Origin of the sequence: Actinomadura sp. CNU-125 (assembly GCF_001942465.1) — a bacterium.
In the GTDB taxonomy this organism is placed as follows: Bacteria; Actinomycetota; Actinomycetes; order Streptosporangiales; family Streptosporangiaceae; genus Spirillospora.
In genome coordinates this window covers 1-20,497 of the sequence record NZ_MKJY01000013.1, presented here as the reverse complement: position 1 = coordinate 20,497, position 20,497 = coordinate 1, and the positions used below count along the sequence as shown (strand labels likewise).

The window sequence follows — 20,497 nt, the reverse complement described above, 5'->3', positions numbered from 1 at the left end:
TGCCGGAGAGACTGGCCGGCCCTCAGTAGGTCGGCTGTGTCCGGGCCCAAGCCCGTAGAGCCTCGAAGCACGCCTTGAGGTAGAGATCTTCCCCGTTGGGGAACTTCGTGTCCGGGGAGCTTCGCATCATCCCGTCCAACAGGTCGAAGCAGGTGGTTTTAGCCCCGCCGTCGTCCTCGAAGAGGTAGTCCCCGTTTTTCGTCAGGGACCCCACAACTTCGTCGTACGTCAGATCCTCCTTCTTAGTGGTGTCGTAGTAGACCACCTTCGAGCTAACGTCCTCGGACTGATCCCCAACCCGGCCCTCGGCGGACGAGCAAGCCGTAAGGATCGTGGCCAGGAAGCCGCAAACAAGCATCGATCTGAGCTTCACGGCGGAACTGTACCGTGATGGACCTATCACGCACTGAAACTAACACCAAAAGGGGCCCTCCGGTGAGGGAGGGCCCTTGGCGAGACGGTCTCAAGGTCTTCGCTGCATGTTCGGACATGGAAACCGCCTCGCTGAGAGGCGAGGACGACCCTCGGAGGGCGTCAAACCGCCTACTTCATCGGGTCTCGGTAGACAAACTCCCACAAATAGGTAGGTCCGACGTGGTACAGACCTCGACGCCGACCCAGCGAACGGTCCGTCGTCACCTCATGGAGGCCGTTCGTCCGTTGTGGACCTTGGGTCTGCGGGGCATGCGTGGCTCAAGATGCCGGTCCCCGCCGCGCACGACCTCGCCTGCGGGAACTCGGTGGCCGGGCGGCGGGGCCCGGCACGTGCGGCCGGTGCGGCCCCGCCCGTCGCGCGGCCCGGCCGGACGTCCGTCCACCGCCGTCCCCGCACCCCTCCGGTCACCCCGAGTACCGTCGAGAATCGGGCGGGATGTAGGTTATTGCGCTCGGCGCGACATTCACGGAGAGTTAACCTTGAATCCGGCGTCCCGGTGTGATCTACGTCAACTCCCAGCCCGGCCAGACAGTCAGGGACCTCGCGTTTTTCCTGGTCACACGGCCCTAGCAGGCGACTGATAGGTTTTCCTTATCGTCGCGGTGCGATAGATCGATTTCTCTTGTCGATCGCCGTACGGCACGCTGAGTGACATCAGCCGCCGAGGAACATCTACCGGCGGCCCTCCAACGCCTCGCCGGAGGCGTTTCCACTCGCGAAAAAGGAGCCTGCGTGCTTACCGTCGGTGACCAGTTCCCCGAGTTCGAGCTGACCGCCTGTGTCTCGCTGGACCCGGACAACGCCTTCGAGACGATCAACCAGAAGACCTATGAGGGTTGGAAAGTGGTCTTCTTCTGGCCGAAGGACTTCACCTTCGTGTGTCCGACCGAGATCGCCGAGTTCGGCCGGCTGAACGAGGAGTTCGCCGACCGTGACGCGCAGGTGCTCGGCGCGTCCGTCGACAACGAGTTCGTCCACTTCGCGTGGCGCAAGGACCACCCGGACCTGCGGGAGATCCCGTTCCCGATGCTGGCCGACCTCAACCGCGAGCTGTGCGAGGCCCTCGGCATCCTCACCGCGGACGGCGTGGCGCAGCGCGCGACGTTCATCGTCGACCCGAACAACGAGATCCAGTTCTCCATGGTGACCGCCGGTTCCGTGGGCCGGAACGTCAAGGAGGTCCTGCGGGTCCTCGACGCCCTGCAGAGCGACGAGCTGTGCCCCTGCAACTGGAACAAGGGCGAGGACACGCTGGACGCCGGCAAGCTGCTGGCCGGCGCCTCCGCCTGACCAGCCCCGTCCGCGTCCGGGTTCGTCCCCGGACGCCCCAGTCACCCCGCCGGACGGTCCGCACGGACCGTCCGGCCCGGCGGACGGTCGCGTCGCACGCGGCCGGCCGTTCGCATGAAAGGACTCTTTGATCATGAGCGTTGACGCGCTGAAGAGCGCCCTTCCGGGCTACGCCAAGGACACCAAGCTCAACCTGGGCTCCCTGACCTCCACCTCGCAGCTCACCGAGCAGCAGCTGTGGGGGACGGTCCTGGCGTGCGCGCTCGCGACCCGCAGCGCCGTCGTCATCCGCGAGCTGGCCGAGGAGGCCGGCGACTACCTGTCGGCGGAGGCGTTCGAGGCCGCCAAGGCCGCCGCGTCGATCATGGCGATGAACAACGTGTACTACCGCGCCACGCACCTGATCGGCGACGAGACGTACGCGACGCTGCCCGCGAAGCTGCGGATGTCGGTCATCGCCAAGCCCGGCGTCGAGAAGGTCGACTTCGAGCTGTGGTCGCTGGCCGTGTCGGCGATCAACGGCTGCGGCCGGTGCCTGGAGTCGCACGAGAAGGTCGTCCGCGAGGGCGGGCTGTCGCGCGAGCTCGTCCAGGAGGCGCTGCGCATCGCCGCCGTCGTGAACGCCGCCGCCGCGACGCTGGACGGCGAGGCCGCCCTCGCCCCCGCCACCGTCTGACGACGCCGCGCGCGACGTGCGGCCCGGGTGCGTCCGCACCCGGGCCGCACGTGTTTCCGGGCCGTTCACTTGCCGTCCGGCCTGGGCGTCTACGGTCACGGACGTGACGAACCACCACGATCCCCTCGGCCGCCGCGCCGTGCTGACCGGCGCGCACGGCACCGCCGGGGCGCTCGCCCTCGCCGCCCCCGCCGACGCGTCGCCGCGCCCCCGTTGCCCGCCGTGCTCATCGCGACCAACGAACCCTGGGGCACCTACCACGTCCGCCCGCTCCTCGCCGAGGCCGCACGGCGCGGCGTACGGCTCACCCAGCTCGTCCCCGACATGTCCGGGATCGACGTCCGACGAGACCGTCCCGGTGGCGACCCCGCGGGACGCGCCGCGCGCCGACCTCCTGGTGGTGACGGGCGCGGACGACTGGCCGCTGGAATGCGCGTGGCGGTTCGGCGGGCTGCCGCGGGCGGCGAGTTCGCTCGCCTACCTCGGCCCGGATGAAGCGCCCGGGGCCGATCGCGTCCGGCGCGGGCTGCGGCTCGTCACGTCGTCGTCCCCGGCCGAGGCCCGGGCGTTCGGCGGCTACCTCGGCACCCGGCGGCGCGTCCGCGTCGTGGGCTCGCCGCAGACCGACGACCTGCCCGAGCGCAGGCCGGAGCCCGGTCTGGTGCTGGTCGTCACGAGCGTCACCCGGTCGGACGAGACGGGCGGTGCGGCACCCGGCACCGAGCTGCTGCTGGCCGCCGCCGAGCGGCTGCGGGCCGCGGGGAAGCGGATCCTCGTCGGGTTGCATCCCCGCGAGGACCGTTCCCTGTGGGAACGGTACGAGATCAGCGACGTCCCGACGCTGCGGGCGTCCGCGCGGGCGGAGGCGGCGATCGGCGTTCCCGGCACGATCTTCCCGCTGATCGCGGCCGTCGGCACGCCGGTGGTGGGCTGCACGGACCCGGCGCTGTCCGTCCCGGACTACCTGCTCTCGGTCTGTTCCGCGACGATCGGCGCCGCGGACGAGGCCGTCCCGGCCGTCGCCGCGGCCGGGCCGCCCGACCCCGCCGTGCTCGCCGACGCGGTGGGTCCGGTCGGCGGCTCGGCGGGCAGGCTGCTGGACGCCTGGGCGCGGGCGGCGCGCCCCCGGCGGCACTGAGGCCGCCCGGGGATCACTCCCACTCGATGGTGCCCGGGGGCTTGGAGGTGATGTCGACGGTGACGCGGTTGATCTCGCGGACCTCGTTGGTGATCCGCGTGGAGATCCGCTGCAGGAGGTCGTAGGGGAGCCGCGCCCAGTCGGCCGTCATGGCGTCCTCGCTGGTCACCGGGCGCAGGACGATCGGGTGCCCGTAGGTGCGGCCGTCGCCCTGGACGCCGACCGAGCGGACGTCGGCGAGCAGCACGACCGGGAACTGCCAGACGTCGCGGTCGAGACCGGCGCGGGTGAGTTCCTCGCGGGCGATCGCGTCGGCGTCGCGGAGGATCTCCAGCCGGTCGCGGGTGACGGCGCCGACGATGCGGATGGCGAGGCCGGGGCCGGGGAACGGCTGCCGCCACACCATCTCGGGCGGCAGTCCGAGCTGCTCGCCGAGCGCGCGGACCTCGTCCTTGAACAGGGTGCGCAGCGGTTCGACGAGCTTGAACTGCAGGTCTTCGGGGAGGCCCCCGACGTTGTGGTGCGACTTGATGTTCGCCGCGCCGGTGCCGCCGCCGGACTCGACGACGTCCGGGTAGAGGGTGCCCTGCACGAGGAACTCGACGGGCTCCGCCGCGTCCGCTGTGTTCCCTCGGGGGGATCCCCCCCGAGCCCCCCCGCTCCCAACGATCTCGCGAGCGGCCTCCTCGAACACGCGGATGAACTCGCGGCCGATGATCTTGCGCTTCTGCTCGGGGTCGGCGACGCCGTCGAGGGCGGCGAGGAAGCGGTCCTGGGCGTCGACGACGTGCAGGTTCACGCCGGTCGCGGCGACGAAGTCCTTCTCGACCTGCTCGGCCTCGCCCTTGCGCAGCAGGCCGTGGTCGACGAACACGCAGGTCAGCTGGTCGCCGATGGCGCGCTGGACGAGCGCGCCCGCGACCGCGGAGTCGACGCCGCCCGACAGGGCGCAGATGGCGCGCTTGTCGCCGACCTGGGCGCGGACGGTCTCGATCGACTCCTCGGCGATGTTGACCATCGTCCAGTTGGGGCGGCACCCGGCGCCCTCGTAGAGGAAGCGGCGCAGGATCTCCATCCCGTGCTCGGTGTGCAGCACCTCGGGGTGGAACTGGACGCCGAAGAAGCCGCGGGACGGGTCCTCCATCCCGGCGACCGGGGTGACGTCGGTGCTCGCGGTGACCGTGAAGCCGTCGGGGGCGGCGCTGACGAAGTCGCGGTGCGACATCCAGACGGCCTGCCGGGCGGGCAGCCCGTCGAACAGCATCCCGGGCGCGGTGACGGCGACGGTCGCGCCGCCGTACTCGGCGACGTGCGAGTTCTCGACGGTGCCGCCGAGGGCGCGGGCCATCACCTGGTGGCCGTAGCAGATCCCGAAGGTGGGGACGCCGAGGTCGAACAGGCCGTCGGGCGCGGCGGGGGCGCGTCCTCGTACACCGAGGCGGGCCCGCCGGACAGGATGATCGCCTTGGGCCGCTTCGCGAGCATCTCCGCGGCGGGCATCGTGGACGGCACGATCTCGCTGAACACGTGACATTCGCGGACGCGCCGCGCGATGAGCTGCGCGTACTGCGCGCCGAAGTCGACGACGAGAACGGTGTCGAAGGACTGGTCTGCGGCCACCAACAAAACGCCTTTCGCACGGCCGGAAGGACTTCCCAGTCTACGGGCCCCGGCCTGCGCCGATGCCCGCGCCCGCACCCCCGCCCGTCCCCGGGTGAGGCGGCGGCTCGTTGACGGTTCGGATGCGGCCGGTAACGGTCTGCATCCATTTACCTTGATCACACGCGCACCATGACTTCACTCTGATACCTGTTGATGACGCCGTGTGTTCGCGTGTCGCCCGTCCGCGTCCGCCCCTCCTAGGAGTGCCGTGAAGCTGTTCGCCGCCGCCGCCCTGCTCGCCGCCCTGGTTCCCGCCGCGCCGTCCGCCGTTCCGTCCGCCGCACCGGCGCGGGACGCCGCCGCCGGGCACCGTTCCGCCGTACTGGACGACTGCGTCCCGGCGGCCGCGCGGCTGCGCACGGACCCGCGTCCGGATCCGCACGGGCACCCGCACGGGCACGGTGACGCGGAGCACAACGTGCTCGGCGCGCGCGAGTCGGCGTCGATCGAGCGCGATCTGAACCGGCTGCTGGACCGGCTCGGGCTGAGCCTCGGCCCGAAGGCACCGCAGGACGCGAACGCGGCGGAGCGCCGGGCGGCGAAGCACATCACGGTGCCCGTCTACTTCCACGTCCTGCACGACGGGTCCCGCGGCAACGTGTCCGACGCGAAGGTCAGGCAGCAGATCAAGGTCATGAACGCGGCCTACGGCGGACGGTACGGCGGGGACGACACCGACGTGTCGTTCGACCTGCGCGGCATCGGCCGTTCGGACAACGCCGACTGGTTCTGGTACCCGGAGCAGTACGAGCAGTCGTACAAGCCCCGCCTGCGCAAGGGCGGCAAGGGCACGCTGAACCTGTACAGCGCCTACATCGAGGGCGACCTGCTCGGCTGGTCGACGTTCCCGTGGAGCTACCGGAACGACCCGAAGATGGACGGCGTCACGATCAACTACGGCAGCATGCCGGGCGGTCACATCGACCAGTACAACCGCGGGTTCAGCGCGGCGCACGAGACGGGGCACTGGCTCGGGCTCTACCACACGTTCCAGGACGGCTGCGGCGGCGAGGGCGACCGGGTGGCCGACACCCCGGCCGAGCGCGACCCGGCCAACGGGTGCCCGGAGGGCAAGGACACCTGCTGGGCGCGCGGCGACGACCCGATCCACAACTTCATGAACTACAGCTACGACACCTGCATGACGTCGTTCACCCGGGGCCAGGGCGACCGCGTGCACAAGGTGTGGGCGGCCTACCGCGGCTGAGCTTTGTAGGCGGCCGTGAGGCGGACGGCGTCGCCGTCCGGCAGGTGCCGGACGGCTTCGCGCAGCGTCACGCCCGAGACGTCCCGGATGTGCGCCTCGACCCAGTTCGCGACCCACGCGGGGTCCTTCTTCGACTGCTCGCGCAGCACCCAGCCGAGCGCCTTGCGGATGAAGAACTCCGTCTCGCCGATGAGCGCGTCGCCGAACCGGGCGAGCCGGGCGAGGTCGGGCGCGCCCGTCCGGACGCCGGGCAGCAACGCGAGCAGGGCCGACCGCCGCACCCACATGCAGGGGTCGGCGACCCAGTCGTCCAGGACGGCCGCGAGGCCGGGTTCCCGCAGGACGAGCGCGCCCGCGACGCGTTCGGCGAGGTTGTCGACGTACACCCAGCTCGCCGAGTCGAGGACCATCCGCTCGGCGACCTCGACGTCGCCCGGTTCGAGGACCTTGACCCGTTTGACCAGCACCTCGACGGCCGCCATGCGGGCCTCGTGCACCGGGCGCCCGGCGTCCTCGACCGTCCAGAGGGCGGCGGCGAGGGCGAGCAGGTCGTCGCGCGCGGGCGGCTCGCGCACCGCCGACACCGCGACCTTGCGCAGCGCCGGAACCGGCACGCCGATGTGGACGAACGTGCTCTTGAGGTACCGCCGCTCGTTCTCCGCCCGCACCGGATCGGCCAGGCCGCGCAGCTCCGCGAGGATCCGCGCGGCCTCGCCCTCGACGTCCATGGGCGCCACGCTACGCGCCCGGCCGGACATCAGGTCACGTCGACGATCGGCAGCCGCAGCACCGCCGGGGCATCGGCCGGGACGACCGGGTTCTTCGGCGCGACGGCGGCGACGCGGCGGTAGGCGTCGCCGAGTTCGGGACGCGGGTCGGCCTCGCCCCGGTTCGGCCACAGCGACATCGCGCGTTCGGCCTGCGCGGTGATCGTCAGGGACGGGTTGACGCCGAGGTTCGCCGAGACCGCCGAGCCGTCGACGACGTGCAGGCCGGGGTGCCCGTAGACGCGGTGGTAGGCGTCGATGACGCCGGTCGCGGGCGAGTCGCCGATGGCGCAGCCGCCGAGGAAGTGCGCGGTCATCGGGACGTCGAACAGGTCGCCCCAGGTGCCGCCCGCGATGCCGCCGACCTCCTCGCCGATCAGCCGGGTCGCCTCGTGCCCCTCGGGGATCCAGGTGGGGTTCGGTTCGCCGTGCCCGGCCGTCGCGCGGACGTCCCAGCCGAGCGGCCCCTTCTTCGGCGCGAGGGTGATCGAGTTGTCGCGGCTCTGCATGACGAGCGCGATGACGGTCCGCTCGGACCAGTGCCGGACGTCGAACAGCTGCAGCAGGTCGCGGGGCCTGCGGACGGCCGCGCGGGCGAACTTGCGGATGCGCGGGACGTGCGGTTCGCCGGGGCGGTCGCCGTCCACGAGGATCGTCTGCAGGCCCGCGAGGAGGTTCGAGCCGCGCCCGTACCGGACGGGTTCGATGTGCGTGTCCGGGGCCGGGTGGAACGACGAGGTGATCGCGACGCCCTCGGAGTAGTCGGGGCCGCGCTTCCCGTTCGGCCGTCCGCCGCCGAGGATCGCCTCGGAGTTGGTGCGGGTGAGGGCGCGAGCCGGTCGGAGACGCGCGGGAGCCGTCCGGTCGCCTTCAGCTTGTGCAGGAGCTTCTGCGTGCCGTAGGTCCCGGCGGCGAACACGACCTGCCCGGCGGTGAGCGTCTTGCGGTTGCGGCCGAACGACCCGGTCCGGACGATCTCGACGGCGTAGCCGCCGCCGTCGCGTCCGTCCAGCGGCGTGACCCGCGTGACGCGGCTGAGCGGCATGACCCGCGCCCCCGCCTTCTCCGCGAGGTACAGGTAGTTCTCGGTGAGCATGTTCTTGGCGCCGTGCCGGCAGCCGACCATGCACTCGCCGCATTCGAGGCAGCCGCGGCGGCGCGGCCCGGCGCCGCCGAAGTAGGGGTCGGCGCTCTCGACCCCGGCGCCGCGCCCGAAGAAGACCCCGACGGGCGTCTTGACGAACGTGTGCCCCTTGCCCATCCGGTCGGCGACCCGGCGGATCACCTCGTCGGCGGCGGTCGTGGTCGTGTTCTGGACCACGCCGAGCATCCGTCTGGCCTGGTCGTAGTGGGGGGCGAGCTCGTCCTGCCAGTCGGTGATGTGCGCCCACTGCCGGTCCTTGAAGAACGGCTCCGGCGGCACGTAGAGGGTGTTGGCGTAGTTCAGCGACCCGCCGCCGACGCCCGCACCGGCCATCACGAGGACGCGGCTCTGCTTCGTCCCGCGGATCAGGTGCAGGCGCTGGATGCCGGTCAGGCCGAGCGCGGGCGCCCACAGGTAGCGGGCGACCCGCCAGTTCGTCTTCGGCAGCTCGGGGTACCGGGAGCCGGGCGCGCCGGACGGGTCGGTGTCGAAGCGGCGGCCCGCCTCGATCACCCCGACCTTGTAGCCCTTCTCGGTCAGCCGCAGCGCGGTGACGCTGCCGCCGAACCCCGACCCGACGACCAGGACGTCGTAGTCGTGTTCCACTCTCGTCCCTACTTGATCCGGAACTTCTTCATCAGCTTGATGCCGTTCGCCATGAACCCGGCGAAGGTGTCGTAGCCGACGTTGCCGGGCGGTTCGAGGTCCATGAAGTGCTGGCTGGCGATCGTCTGGACCTCGGTGAACTTGAGCATGCCCTCGGCGCCGTGGCGGCGGCCGACCCCGGACTGCTTCATCCCGCCCATCGGCGAGTCGTAGGACGCGTAGGCGGCGCCGTACCCGTCGTTGATGTTGACCGTCCCCGCCTGGACGCGGGCGGCGAGGCGGCGGCCCGCGGCGACGTCCTTCGTCCAGATCGACGCGTTGAGCCCGTACGGGGTGTCGTTGGCGCGGTCGACGACCTCGTCCTCGTCCCGGTACTTGTAGATCGACACGACCGGGCCGAACGTCTCGTTCGCGCACAGGTCCATGTCGGTGGTGACGTCGGTGAGCAGCGTCGGCTCGTAGAACAGCGGGCCGACGTCCGGGCGGGCCTTGCCGCCCGCGAGGACGGTCGCGCCCGCCTCGACGGCCTGGTCGACGTGTGCGGTCACGGCCTTGAGCTGCCGCTCGTAGGTCAGCGAGCCCATCTCGGCGTCGAAGTCGAGGCCGGTGCCGAGCTTCATGCCCTGGACCAGCTCGGCCAGCCGCGGGACGAACCGGTCGTAGACGTCCTCGTGCACGTACATCCGCTCGATGGAGATGCAGAGCTGGCCCGCGTTGGTGAAGCAGGCGCGGAGGGCGCCGCGCGCGGTCCGCTCGACGTCGGCGTCCGCCCGGACGATCATCGGGTTCTTGCCGCCGAGTTCGAGCGAGTAGCCGATCAGGCGCGGCGCGACCTTCTCCGCGATGGCCGTGCCGCCGCGGGTGGAGCCGGTGAACGACACGTAGTCGGCCTCGCCGATCAGCGGGTCGCCGATCTGCGCGGGGTCGCCGACGACGATCTGCCACACGTCCTCCGGCAGGCCCAGCTCGATCAGCAGGTCGAGCACCCACAGGCTGGACAGGCACGTCTGGGTGTCGGGCTTGTGGACGACCGCGTTCCCGGCCATGATCGCGGGCGCGATGTCGCTGGCGCCGAGCGCGAACGGGTAGTTCCACGGGGCGATCAGCGCGACGACGCCCTTGGGGTGCCGCAGCTCCTGCACGCGCGTGACCCCCGGCATCATGCCCTGCCTGCGCTGCGGCTTCAGCAGCTTCCCGGCCCGCCGCGCGTAGTAGAGCGAGCACAGCGCCACGTCGAGGAACTCCTCCAGCGCGTGCCGCCGGGCCTTGCCGGTCTCCAGTTGGATGACGTCGAGGATCTCCTCGCGCCGCGCCACCAGCGCGTCGGCGAGCCGCAGGAACGGCTTGACCCGCTCGCGGACGGGCCGCGCCGCCCAGGCGCGCTGCGCCGCGCGGGCCCGCTCGTGCGCGCGCCGGACGTCGTCCGCCGTGGACAGCGGGACGGTCGCCAGCGGCTTGCCGGTGAAGGGGGCCGGGACGGTCGCGGTCTCGGCGCCGTCCGACGCCACGCGACCGGCCAGCCGGTCGAGGAGGTTCGGGGGGAGCTCGCGTGCCGCCGCACCGTCGGCGGGGACCGTCGGGGATGCCATGCAGAAGAGGGTATGACCGCCCGGCCATTTTTGCTACCCGCAAGTAACGACGATTTCACCCACCGCCCCGGCGAACGGATCGTTCCAACCTCGGCGGACTTCCGCAACTCCCGGACCGGCCGCGCCCGGCCGGTGTATCCCAAAAGAACACCGACCGACGCGACCACCCGACCGACGCGACCACCCCACGACGCGAGCACCCCCACACGCGAAGGGCCCGCAGACCCGACCGACGCGCACGGCGACGACCGCCCGAGGGCGCCCCGGGCGGCGCACCGCGCACCCGTCCGTCCGTCCCCGCCGCCCCGGCCGGACGGGCCCACCCCGTGCCGGGCGCGGGCGCGCACCGCACCGGTACCGGCGGCGGCGGACCGGCGGCGCGCCGCGACCGCGGCGAGCAGACCCGCGAGGCGCTCCTCGCCGCCGCCGAACGGCTGTGGGCCGAACGCGGCATCCACGGCGCCTCCCTCGACGACGTCGCCGCGGCCGCCGGGCTCACCAAGGGCGCCGTCTACTCCAACTTCACCGGCAAGACCGACCTGCTGCTCGCGCTCCTGGACGCTTCACCGGCGACCGCCTCGGCGCGGGTTCCGCGACGGCCTGCACTCCCCGGGGGCGGGGCCGGGGGCGGGCGCGGGGCCGGAACCGGACGCGGGCGGCCGCGCGGCGCGCGCGTCCGGCCCGGACCCGCCGGACCGGACGCCGCCTGCATCGCCCTGCTCCTCGTCGAGTTCTGGCTCTACGGGATGCGCGACTACGCGGCGGGCTGGCGCGTCGCCGACTGGTACGCCGAACGCCGCGCCCGGCTCGCCGCCGAACTGCCCGCGGCCGACGGCATCGACCCGGACGACCGCGCCGCGCTCGCCGTCGCGCTCGACGTCGGCCTCGCGTTCCAGCACCTGCTCGACCCCGACCGCGTCCCCGCCGCCCTCTACGACACCGCGCGCGAACTCGTCCAGCGCCCGGCCCCGCCCTGACCCGTCCCGGCTACGGGGCGGCGGGCGCGGCGGTCGGGACGATGTCGGGGGCGCCGCGGCGGAGCGCGTCGGCCTCCTGGTCGTCGACCTGCGTCTGCGACGCGCGCTCGGCCTCGACCCGCTTGCGGTAGTACTCGATCTCCCGGTCGCGCTGCTTCTTCGACCAGCCGAGGACGGGGGCGAGCAGGTCGGCGGCCTCCTGCGCGACGCCGACGCCGCGGTCCCACGTCTCGATCGAGATGCGGGTCCGGCGGGCCAGCACGTCGTTGATGTGCCGGGCGCCCTCGTGCGACGCGGCGTAGACGACCTCGGCGCGCAGGTAGTCGTCCGCGCCGGCGAGCGGCTTGCCGAGGTCGGGCTTGTCGGCGATCAGCCGCAGCAGGTCGTCCACCAGGGTGCCGTAGCGGCGCAGCAGGTGCTCGATGCGGGCGACGTGCAGACCGGACCGGTTCGCCAGGCGGTGCCGCGCGTTCCACATCGCCTGGAAGCCGTCGCCGCCGACGAGCGGGATCCGGTCCGTGCACGACTCGGCGACCTTGCCGTCCAGTCCGTGCGCGACGGCGTCGATCGCGTCCTTCGCCATCACCCGGTACGTCGTGTACTTGCCGCCCGCCACCAGCACCAGCCCCGGGACGGGGTGCGCCACCACGTGCTCGCGCGACAGCTTGGACGTCTCGTCCGTCTCCCCCGTGAGCAGCGGGCGCAGACCCGCGTACACGCCCTCCACGTCGTCATGGGTGAGGGGAGTCGTCAGGACGGAGTTCACGTGTTCGAGCACGTAGTCGATGTCGGCTTGGGACGCCGCCGGGTGCGCCTTGTCGAGATCCCACTCGGTGTCGGTCGTGCCGATGATCCAGTGCCGTCCCCACGGAATCACGAACAGAACCGACTTCTCGGTGCGCAGCAGGATTCCCGTGGACGAGTGGATACGGTCCTTGGGCACCACCAGGTGGATGCCCTTGGACGCCTTCACGTGGATCTGCCCGCGCCCCCCGACGAGCTCCTGGATGTCGTCCGTCCACACCCCGGTCGCGTTCACGACCTGCTTGGCGCGGACCTGCGCGGTCGTGTTCGCCTCCAGGTCGCGGACCCGCAGCCCCGTGACGCGCTCCCCTTCCCGCAGGAACCCGACGCACTGGACGCGCGACGCGATCTGCGCCCCGTACTCGGCGGCCGTCCGCAGCGCCGTCATGACGAACCGGGCGTCGTCCACCTGCGCGTCCCACAACTGGATCGCGCCCGTGAACGACGCCTTGCGCAGGGACGGCGCCAGCCGCAGCGCTCCCCGGCGCGTCAGGTGCCGGTGGTGCGGGACGCCGCGCGTGCTGCCCATCTGGAACGCCAACGCGTCGTATAGGGCCACCCCCGCACCCAAGTAGGCCCGCTCCCACACGCGGTGGGTCGTGGGCAGAAGGAACGGGACGGGCTTCACCAGGTGCGGCGCGATCATCTGCAGGAGCAGGCCGCGTTCGGTCAGCGCCTCACGGACGAGGTCGAAGTTGTACTGCTCCAGGTAGCGCAAACCCCCGTGGATCAGCTTCGACGAACGCGACGACGTCCCGGACGCGAAGTCCCGCGCCTCCACCACCGCGACCGACAGCCCCCGCGTCGCCGCGTCCAGCGCGGCCCCGGCGCCCACGATGCCGCCGCCGACCACGACCACGTCGAACTCCTCGCGCGCCATGCGGTCGAGGGCGGTGGCCCGCTCGGCGGGCCCCAGCCGCGAGCTGCCCAGGCCGGTCACCGGTGATCCCGTCATCGCAGATTCCCCCCACACACGGTTCGGTTACGTCGATTACCTACCCCACAGTAGGGACGGACCTACCCCGGAATCGGGCGATTCCCCGGGTGTGCCTGATCTCAGTTCGCAAGACACGCGAAAGCCCCGGATCCGGACGGACCCGGGGCCTCGGCGAACGTGTCGCGCGGACTCAGTCGAGCCGTCGCGGAGCGACGACGACCTGGACCCGCTGGAACTCCTTCAGCTCCGTGTACCCGGACGTCGCCATCGCGCGGCGCAGCGCCCCGATCAGGTTCATCGAGCCGTCCGCCACGTGCGACGGACCGTGCAGGATCTCCTGCATCGTCCCGATCGTCCCCACCTTCAGCCGGGTGCCGCGCGGGATGTCCGGGTGGTGCGCCTCGCTGCCCCAGTGGTAGCCGCCGCCCGGCGCCTCGGCGGACCGCGCGAACGGCGACCCGACCATCACCGCGTCCGACCCGCACGCGAACGCCTTCGCGATGTCGCCGCTGTTCACCATGCCGCCGTCGGCGATCACGTGCACGTAGCGGCCGCCCGACTCGTCCAGGTAGTCGCGGCGCGCGGCCGCGACGTCGCGACGGGCGTCGCCATCGGCACCGCCACGCCCATCACCGTCCGGGTGGTGTGCCCCGAACCCCCGCCGAACCCGACGAGGACGCCCGCGGCGCCCGTCCGCATGAGGTGCAGGGCCGCCGTGTAGGTCGAGCAGCCGCCCACGATGACCGGAACGTCCAGGTCGTAGATGAACTGCTTGAGGTTCAGCGGCTCCGCGCGTCCCGACACGTGCTCGGCCGACACCGTCGTGCCGCGGATGACGAACAGGTCGACGCCCGCGTCGATCACGGTCTTGTGGAACTGCGCGGTGCGCTGCGGCGACAGCCGCGCCGCGACCGTCACGCCCGCCTCCCGGACCTCCTCGATCCGGCGGCCGATCAGCTCCGCCTTGATCGGCTCGGCGTAGATCTCCTGCAGCCGCTGCGTGGCGCTCGCGTCGTCCAGCGCCGCGATCTCCGCGAGCAGCGGCTCCGGGTTCTCGTACCGCGTCCACAGCCCTTCGAGGTCGAGCACGGCGAGCCCGCCGAGCCGCCCCACGGCGATCGCGACGGCCGGGCTGACCACGCTGTCCATCGGTGCCACGACCAGCGGCATCTCGAACCGGTAGGCGTCGATCTGCCAGGCGACGCTGACCTCCTCCGGATCGCGCGTCCGGCGGGACGGCACGATGCCGATGTCGTCGAAGGCGTACGCCCGCCGGCCGCTCTTGCCGGCGCCGATCTCCACGTCTGCGGCCACTGCGCCCTTCCTCTGCGTCACGGGGTTCCCGCGCGCTGCGGAAACAAGCCCCGCAAAGCTTACGTCAGCCCAGCCCAGGCCCAGGAACCGGCCGGGACGCTCAGCGCCCCTGGTAGTTCGGCGCCTCGACCGTCATCTGGATGTCGTGCGGGTGGCTCTCCCGCAGCCCCGCCGGGCTGATCCGCATCAGCTGGCCGCGTTCCTGCAGCTCGGGAACCGTCCGCGTCCCGGCGTACCACATCGACTGGTGCAGCCCGCCGACGAGCTGGTGCGCGACGTTCGCGAGCGGCCCCCGGTACGGCACCTGCCCCTCGACGCCCTCGGGGATCAGCTTCTCCTCGCTGCTCACGTCGGCCTGCGCGTACCGGTCCTTGGAGAACGACCCGCCGCGCTCGCGGTTGCGCATCGCGCCCAGCGACCCCATGCCCCGGTACGACTTGTACTGCTTGCCGTGCACGAAGATCAGCTCGCCCGGCGACTCCTCGATGCCCGCGAGCAGGCTGCCGAGCATCACCGAGTCGGCCCCCGCCACGAGGGCCTTCGCGATGTCGCCGGAGTACTGGATGCCGCCGTCCCCGATCACCGGGACGCCCGCCTCCTTCGCCGCCCGCGCCGCCTCGAAGATCGCGGTGAGCTGCGGGACGCCCACGCCCGCGATGATCCGCGTCGTACAGATCGACCCCGGCCCGACGCCCACCTTCACGGCGTCCACCCCGGCGTCCACCAGCAGCTTCGCACCCGCGTACGTGGCGATGTTCCCGCCGACGACCTGCACCGACGGCGCCCCGCCCTTGATCGCCGCGACCGTGTCGGCGACGCCCTTGGAGTGCCCGTGCGCGGTGTCGACGATGACCACGTCGGTGCCCGCCTCGATCAGCGCGCGGGCCCGCGTCACCGCGTCCTCGCCGACCCCGACGGCCGCCGCCACCAGCAGCCGCCCGTCCGCGTCCTTGGTCGAGTTCGGGTACTGCTCGCTCTTGGTGAAGTCCTTCGTGGTGATCAGGCCCTTGAGCCGGCCCTCGCCGTCGACCAGCGGCAGCTTCTCGACCTTGTTGCCCGCCAGCAGCGCGAACGCCTCGTCGCGCGACACGTCCACCGGAGCGGTCACCAGCGGCATCGGCGTCATGACCTCGCGCACCGGCCGCGCCGGATCCGACTCGAACCGCATGTCGCGGTTGGTGACGATGCCGACGAGCACGCCCCGTACGTCCGTGACCGGCACGCCGGAGATCCGGTAGCGGGCGCACAGCTCCTCGACGTCCGCGAGCGTGGCGTCCGGCAGGCACGTCACCGGCTTGGTGATCATCCCCGCCTCGGACCGCTTCACCCGGTCGGCCTGGTCGGCCTGCTCCTCGATGGGCATGTTGCGGTGCAGCACCCCGATGCCGCCCTGCCGCGCCATCGCGACCGCCGTCCGGGCCTCGGTCACCGTGTCCATCGCCGCCGACAGCAGCGGGATCCGCAGCGAGATCTCGCGGGTCAGCCGCGTCGTGGTGTCGGCCTCGCCCGGCTGCAGATCCGAGTATCCGGGGAGCAGGAGAACGTCGTCGAAGGTGAGGCCCTGGGGGAGGAATTTGGCGGGCTCGGCGGCGGGGTTCATGACGACCTTTCGTAGCTGGTGGCGGTGTCCGGCCAGGTCACGGCGACCCTGTACCCATGGTAGGGCGTGCACCCGCGTCGCGAGGGGCGGTTGGCGACGGTCCCCGCGTGGGCTTGATGACACCGACCAACAACCGCGTCCCGCCCCGGCATTCCCCCGCATACCACCCCACCCGCCGAACGTTTCGACGCACCGCCGGTCCGGGGGTGCACCTCACCGGGCCTCTGGCAGTAGCGTGGGAGTGTGCACGACGACGCTCCGCTCGACCCGTTCGCCGGAGACCCGGACGACCCGGCGGCGTCGCTCGGCGACCCGGGCGAGGACACCGCCCCGCTCAGCGTGACCGAACGCGAGGACGTCCTCGCCGACCTCGCCGACCTCGAAGTCTTCCGCGCCCTCCTCGAACCCCTGGGCGTCCGCGGCCTCACCGTCGACTGCGGCGACTGCGGCAAACCGCACTACATCGACTGGGACCTCCTGCACGGCAACCTGCGCCACCTCCTCGACGAGGGCCTCCCCCGCGTCCACGAACCGGCCCTCTCCCCCGACCCCGTCGACTACGTCTCGTGGGAGTACGCCCGCGGCTACGTCGACGGCGTCATCGACAGCGAAGAGGGCCGCGACGACTGACGGTCACGTGCCGGCCAGGGCCGTCGTGGGGGGCTGGCGGGCGGCGCGAACACAGGGGTAGACGCCCGCGACGACCCCGATCAGGACTGCCCCGGCGAAGCCGGCGACGGGAGCCTGGGTGGAGGTCGCCGCCGCGCACCGCGCGAAGGCGGAGGCGGCGGGCAGCGTCCTGGCCGTCCGGGTGGACGGCGACCCGACGCCGGCCGCGGACCCGGTGCGGATCCGGCAGGCGGTGACGAACCTGGTGTCCAACGCGATCCGGCACACCCCCGCGGGCGGGCGGATCGTCCTCGGCGGCCGCACGGACGGCGCGTGGACCGTCATCGATGTCGCCGACACCGGTCCGGGCATCCCGCCGGAGGACGTCCCGCAGGTCTTCGACCGGTTCTGGCGGGCCGACAAGTCGCGCAACCGGCAGACCGGCGGCAGCGGGCCGGGCCTCGCGATCGTCCGCCGGCTCGTCCAGGCGCACGGCGGGACCGCCGAGGCGCGCAGCCTCGCCGGTGAGGGGGCCGTGTTCACCCTGCGGCTCCCGACCGGCCGCGATCACGTCGACGCCCCGGCGTTCCCCGAGGGCAGGCGGTGAGCCGCTCCTTGAGACCGCTCTCGACGTGCTCGGGGACCTCCCGGCTCGGGGCCGGGGGCGTTCGCGGGCCTGCCGGGCGGTCATCCGAGGACGGGGAAGTTGCTGCGGAATACGCCGTGGGGGTCGTGGGCGCGCTTGATGTCGCGCAGGCGGGCCAGGGCCGCGGGGGCGAAGGCGTCGGCGGCGGTCTCCGTGGGGTTCAGGTACGTGAAGGGCTTGCGTCCCGACAGGTGCGGGGCGAGCGCCTCGGCCAGTGACTTCTGCTTCGCGGTGATGGCGGCGGACGACTCGGGGCCGTTCGGCACTCCGAACATGTAGAGCGCGTACGGCTCGGTCAGCGGGCCGTGCGGACTGTCGGACGGACGGGCGAACGCGCCGCCGAGGTGCCGGACCTGCAGGCTCATGAGCGGGGCGATCGGGTCGGCCAGGAGGGTCTTGACGGCGACGTCGTCGAGGCCGGTCAGCAGTTCGCCGCGCGACAGGCCGGCGCCGGGGTCGGTGGGCTCGGCGGTGATCGTGCCGAGTTCGGACGGTGCCATGGGCCCGCGGCCGTCGGAGACGGGGCCGGGGACGGCGTCGAGGGGGCGCAGGAGGTCGCGGGCTTCGGAGGCGTCGCCGAGGACGGTGACGTCGACGGCGATGAGCGGGTCGGAGCCGGGGAAGTGCAGGACGTCGAGCCAGGCCGTGAGGTGGTCGGGCGCGGTCGCGGTCAGCTCGCGGTAGGCCGCGACGACCTCGGGGGCCCGGTCGGCGCTCCACATGATCCGGCCGCCGAACAGGGCGGGGGCGGGGTGCAGGGCGAACTCGACGGCGGTGACGATCGCGTAGTCGCCGCCTCCGCCGCGCAGCGCCCAGAACAGGTCGGATCCCGGGGTGACGCGGCGGGGGACGCCGTCGGCGTCGACGATGTCGAAGGCGGTCACGGAGTCGGCGGCCCAGCCGTGGGCGCGGCCGAACCAGCCGAGGCCGCCGCCGAGGGTGTAGCCGGTGACGCTGACGACGGGTGAGCTGCCGGGGAGGCCGGTGCGGCCGTGCGGGGCGGCGGCCGCCTGCACGCGGCCCCAGGTCACGCCCGCTTCGGCGCGGGCGGTGCCGGACGGGTCGACGTGCAGGCCGTCGAGGCGTCCGGTGCGGAGCAGGATCGTGTCCTCGGTGCGGCCGGTGGCGCCGTGTCCGCTGGGCTGGGTCGTGATCGTGCGGCCGGTGGCGCGCGCGTACCGGACGAGCGCGGCGACATCGTCGGCGTCGGCGGCCTCGACGACGGCGGCGGCGGGCTGGTCGACCGCGAGGTTCCAGGGGCGGCGGGCCGTGTCGAAGGCGGGGTCGCCGGGGAGCAGGACACGGCCGCGGACGGCGGAGCGCAGGTCGTTCATGGTGTCCTCAATTCTGGATATTTTGTGTCCAGTTAGAAACCTAAGGGCGCGAAAGACCGGCTGTATGGTGCAATTCCATGTCGGAAAATTGGGTCAATCTGGCCGAGCGGATCGGCGCCGACCTGCTGCTGGAGACGTCCGGCGGGGGGCGGCGGGCGGCGCTGACGCGGGCGCTGCGGGAGGCCGTCGGGTCCGGCCGGCTGGCGCCCGGGACGCGGCTGCCGCCGTACCGGTCGCTGGCCGCCGACCTCGGGCTGGCGCGCAACACGGTCGCCGACGCCTACGCGGAGCTCGTCGCGGAGGGGTGGCTGACCGCGCGGCAGGGATCGGGGACGCGCGTCGCGCACCGGGCCCGTCCCGTGCGGGGCGCGTCGCGTCCCGTCCCGGCGGCGCCCCGGTACGCGCACGACCTGCGGCAGGGGCGCCCGGACGCCTCGGCCTTCCCCCGCACGGCGTGGGCGGCGGCGGCGCGCCGGGCGCTGGACGGCCGCGCCGAGCGCCGTTCGGGCCCGGCGACCCGCGCGGCCGCCCCGAGCTGCGCGGCGCGCTCGCCGACACCTGGCGCGGACGCGCGGCGTGCGGACGGACGCCGCGCACATCGTCGTCTGCTCCGGGTTCGCGCACGCGCTGCGGCTGCTGTTCGGCGGGCGGGTGCTGCGGGGGCCGCTGGCCGTCGAGTCGTACGGGCTCGCGTTCCACCGGGGGCTGCTGGCGGAGGCCGGCGTCCGCACCCGGCCGCTGGAGGTCGACGCGGACGGCGCCCAGATCGACGACCTGCGGGAACGTGCGGTGCTGCTGACGCCCGCGCACCAGTTCCCGACGGGCGTCCCGCTGCATCCGCGGCGGCGGGCCGCGGTGGTCGAGCGGGCGGGGGCGTCCGGTGGCGTCATCGTGGAGGACGACTACGACGGCGAGTTCCGCTACGACCGGCGGCCGGTCGGCGCGCTGCAGGGCCTCGATCCCGATCGGGTGGTGTACGTCGGCTCGGTGAGCAAGAGCCTGTCGCCCGCGCTGCGGCTCGGGTGGATGGCGCTGCCCGGACGGCTGGTCGATGCGGTGCTCGCGGCGAAGGGCGAGCGGGAGGCGTGGGCGAGCGCGCTCGACCAGCTGACGCTCGCCGACTTCCTGCGGTCGGGCGCCTACGACCGGCACGTCCGCCGGATGCGGCAGCGGTACCGGCGGCGCCGCGACCGCTGCACGGCGGCGCTCGCCGAACGCGCGCCGCACGTCCGCCCGTCCGGGGTGGCGGCCGGGCTGCACATGGTGCTGCGGCTGCCGGACGGGACGGAGGAGGCGACGGTGCGTGCGGCCGAGCGGGCCCGGATCGCCGTCGACGGGCTGGCCGCCTTCCGCCATCCGGACGCGGCCGGGCCGCCGGTGGACGGCCTGGTCGTCGGCTACGCCGCGCCCGCGGAGCACGCGTTCGGGCCCGCGCTGCGGGCGCTGCTGGACGTCCTGCCTAGTCGGGACGGGTGAGGCGGTTCCACCGTTCGCGGGCCTGGTCGCGCAGTTCCTGCAGGGTGGGCGGCGGGTCGTCGTCGCGGTCGTCCTCGCCGGACGAGACGGACGGCATCGGACGCGGCGAGCGGTCGCCCGGCCGGGACTCGTCGAAGAAACGCTCGAAACGTTCCCTGAACTCGCGCTCGACGTGCTCGGGGATCTCGGGTTCGGGCGCCGGGGACACCGCCGGTGCCGTCTCGGACGGCCGGACGCGTCGGACGGGCGCGGCGCCGCGGGCGGCGTGGCCGCGGGTGCGTGGCG

The 20,497-nt window shown here is 72.9% G+C and carries 14 protein-coding genes and 5 pseudogenes; 9 read left to right on the top strand and 10 right to left on the bottom strand.

All coding sequences use genetic code 11. The features are described 5' to 3' along the window. Positions 1 to 22 precede the first annotated feature (22 nt). Complete coding sequence (locus BJF79_RS02140) at positions 23 to 265, bottom strand: hypothetical protein (RefSeq protein ID WP_158079065.1); 243 nt, start codon at positions 263 to 265, stop codon at positions 23 to 25. Positions 266 to 1,168: 903 nt separating this feature from the next. Here BJF79_RS02140 and BJF79_RS02135 point away from each other — a divergent pair. The 3 genes from BJF79_RS02135 (at position 1,169) to BJF79_RS02125 (ending at position 3,540) form a co-directional block, all read left to right on the top strand. Then, positions 1,169 to 1,726, top strand: a complete 558-nt coding sequence (locus tag BJF79_RS02135) for a peroxiredoxin (RefSeq protein ID WP_075894748.1) — start codon at positions 1,169 to 1,171, stop codon at positions 1,724 to 1,726. Positions 1,727 to 1,859: 133 nt separating this feature from the next. Further along, entirely contained in the window at positions 1,860 to 2,402 is a 543-nt protein-coding gene (locus BJF79_RS02130) for a carboxymuconolactone decarboxylase family protein (protein WP_075894747.1), read from the top strand. Positions 2,403 to 2,505: 103 nt separating this feature from the next. After that, positions 2,506 to 3,540, top strand: coding sequence for a hypothetical protein (locus BJF79_RS02125; RefSeq protein ID WP_262401410.1), 1,035 nt, complete (start codon positions 2,506 to 2,508; stop codon positions 3,538 to 3,540). A gap of 13 nt (positions 3,541 to 3,553) precedes the next feature. On the opposite strand, the pseudogene guaA reads toward BJF79_RS02125, so the two are convergent. Next, positions 3,554 to 5,166: pseudogene (gene guaA / locus BJF79_RS02120) on the bottom strand (glutamine-hydrolyzing GMP synthase). A 244-nt stretch (positions 5,167 to 5,410) separates the two neighbouring features. Between guaA and BJF79_RS02115 the strand changes: the two are divergent. Further along, complete coding sequence (locus tag BJF79_RS02115) at positions 5,411 to 6,409, top strand: zinc metalloprotease (RefSeq protein WP_083733100.1); 999 nt, start codon at positions 5,411 to 5,413, stop codon at positions 6,407 to 6,409. Here BJF79_RS02115 and BJF79_RS02110 read toward each other — a convergent pair. The 3 genes and pseudogenes from BJF79_RS02110 to BJF79_RS02100 form a co-directional block, all read right to left on the bottom strand. Further along, a complete protein-coding gene (locus tag BJF79_RS02110) occupies positions 6,397 to 7,137 on the bottom strand; it encodes a DNA alkylation repair protein (protein ID WP_075894753.1) in 741 nt (246 codons plus the stop codon). The genes BJF79_RS02115 and BJF79_RS02110 overlap by 13 nt on opposite strands. A 29-nt stretch (positions 7,138 to 7,166) precedes the next feature. Next, positions 7,167 to 8,926: pseudogene (locus BJF79_RS02105) on the bottom strand (FAD-dependent oxidoreductase). An 8-nt stretch (positions 8,927 to 8,934) separates the two neighbouring features. Then, complete coding sequence (locus BJF79_RS02100) at positions 8,935 to 10,515, bottom strand: succinic semialdehyde dehydrogenase (RefSeq protein ID WP_075894746.1); 1,581 nt, start codon at positions 10,513 to 10,515, stop codon at positions 8,935 to 8,937. A 326-nt stretch (positions 10,516 to 10,841) separates the two neighbouring features. On the opposite strand from BJF79_RS02100, the gene BJF79_RS02095 reads away from it, so the two are divergent. Continuing rightward, on the top strand, positions 10,842 to 11,492 hold the full coding sequence (locus BJF79_RS02095; RefSeq protein WP_075894745.1) for a TetR family transcriptional regulator: 651 nt from the start codon (positions 10,842 to 10,844) through the stop codon (positions 11,490 to 11,492). A 10-nt stretch (positions 11,493 to 11,502) separates the two neighbouring features. On the opposite strand, the gene glpD is transcribed toward BJF79_RS02095, so the two are convergent. The 3 genes and pseudogenes from glpD to guaB form a co-directional block, all read right to left on the bottom strand. Continuing rightward, entirely contained in the window at positions 11,503 to 13,251 is a 1,749-nt protein-coding gene (gene glpD, locus BJF79_RS02090) for a glycerol-3-phosphate dehydrogenase (RefSeq protein WP_075894744.1), read from the bottom strand. Positions 13,252 to 13,423: 172 nt separating this feature from the next. Then, positions 13,424 to 14,535, bottom strand: a pseudogene (locus tag BJF79_RS02085) (GuaB3 family IMP dehydrogenase-related protein). Between the two features lie 112 nt (positions 14,536 to 14,647). Continuing rightward, positions 14,648 to 16,147 (bottom strand): IMP dehydrogenase, encoded by a 1,500-nt coding sequence (guaB, locus tag BJF79_RS02080; protein WP_075894743.1) that lies wholly within the window; start codon positions 16,145 to 16,147, stop codon positions 14,648 to 14,650. 243 nt (positions 16,148 to 16,390) lie between these two features. On the opposite strand from guaB, the gene BJF79_RS02075 reads away from it, so the two are divergent. After that, a complete protein-coding gene (locus BJF79_RS02075; RefSeq protein WP_075894742.1) occupies positions 16,391 to 16,777 on the top strand; it encodes a DUF5319 domain-containing protein in 387 nt (128 codons plus the stop codon). A gap of 118 nt (positions 16,778 to 16,895) precedes the next feature. Further along, positions 16,896 to 17,363 carry a sensor histidine kinase gene (locus BJF79_RS02065; RefSeq protein WP_262401409.1) on the top strand — a complete coding sequence of 156 codons (468 nt, stop codon included), beginning with the start codon at positions 16,896 to 16,898 and terminating at the stop codon, positions 17,361 to 17,363. Between the two features lie 80 nt (positions 17,364 to 17,443). Here the strand turns inward: BJF79_RS02065 and BJF79_RS02060 are convergent, their stop codons facing one another. After that, positions 17,444 to 18,736 (bottom strand): FAD-binding oxidoreductase, encoded by a 1,293-nt coding sequence (locus BJF79_RS02060; RefSeq protein WP_075894739.1) that lies wholly within the window; start codon positions 18,734 to 18,736, stop codon positions 17,444 to 17,446. Positions 18,737 to 18,813: 77 nt separating this feature from the next. Between BJF79_RS02060 and BJF79_RS58110 the strand changes: the two are divergent. Both BJF79_RS58110 and BJF79_RS58105 read left to right on the top strand, forming a co-directional pair. After that, positions 18,814 to 19,017, top strand: a pseudogene (locus tag BJF79_RS58110) (GntR family transcriptional regulator); the annotation flags it as partial. Between the two features lie 295 nt (positions 19,018 to 19,312). Next, positions 19,313 to 20,212 carry a PLP-dependent aminotransferase family protein gene (locus BJF79_RS58105; protein WP_262401408.1) on the top strand — a complete coding sequence of 300 codons (900 nt, stop codon included), beginning with the start codon at positions 19,313 to 19,315 and terminating at the stop codon, positions 20,210 to 20,212. Here BJF79_RS58105 and BJF79_RS55040 read toward each other — a convergent pair. Next, positions 20,196 to 20,497 (bottom strand): annotated as a pseudogene (locus tag BJF79_RS55040) (hypothetical protein); the annotation flags it as partial. The gene BJF79_RS58105 and the pseudogene BJF79_RS55040 overlap by 17 nt on opposite strands.

What these genes read in the sequence shown, in the direction of transcription:
- BJF79_RS02130 (WP_075894747.1), top strand. Translation starts at nt 1,860, where the DNA reads ATGAGCGTTGACGCGCTGAAGAGCGCCCTTCCGGGCTACGCCAAGGAC.
- BJF79_RS02110 (WP_075894753.1), bottom strand. Translation starts at nt 7,137, where the DNA reads ATGGACGTCGAGGGCGAGGCCGCGCGGATCCTCGCGGAGCTGCGCGGC.
- BJF79_RS02100 (WP_075894746.1), bottom strand. Translation starts at nt 10,515, where the DNA reads ATGGCATCCCCGACGGTCCCCGCCGACGGTGCGGCGGCACGCGAGCTC.
- glpD (WP_075894744.1), bottom strand. Translation starts at nt 13,251, where the DNA reads ATGACGGGATCACCGGTGACCGGCCTGGGCAGCTCGCGGCTGGGGCCC.
- guaB (WP_075894743.1), bottom strand. Translation starts at nt 16,147, where the DNA reads ATGAACCCCGCCGCCGAGCCCGCCAAATTCCTCCCCCAGGGCCTCACC.
- BJF79_RS02060 (WP_075894739.1), bottom strand. Translation starts at nt 18,736, where the DNA reads ATGAACGACCTGCGCTCCGCCGTCCGCGGCCGTGTCCTGCTCCCCGGC.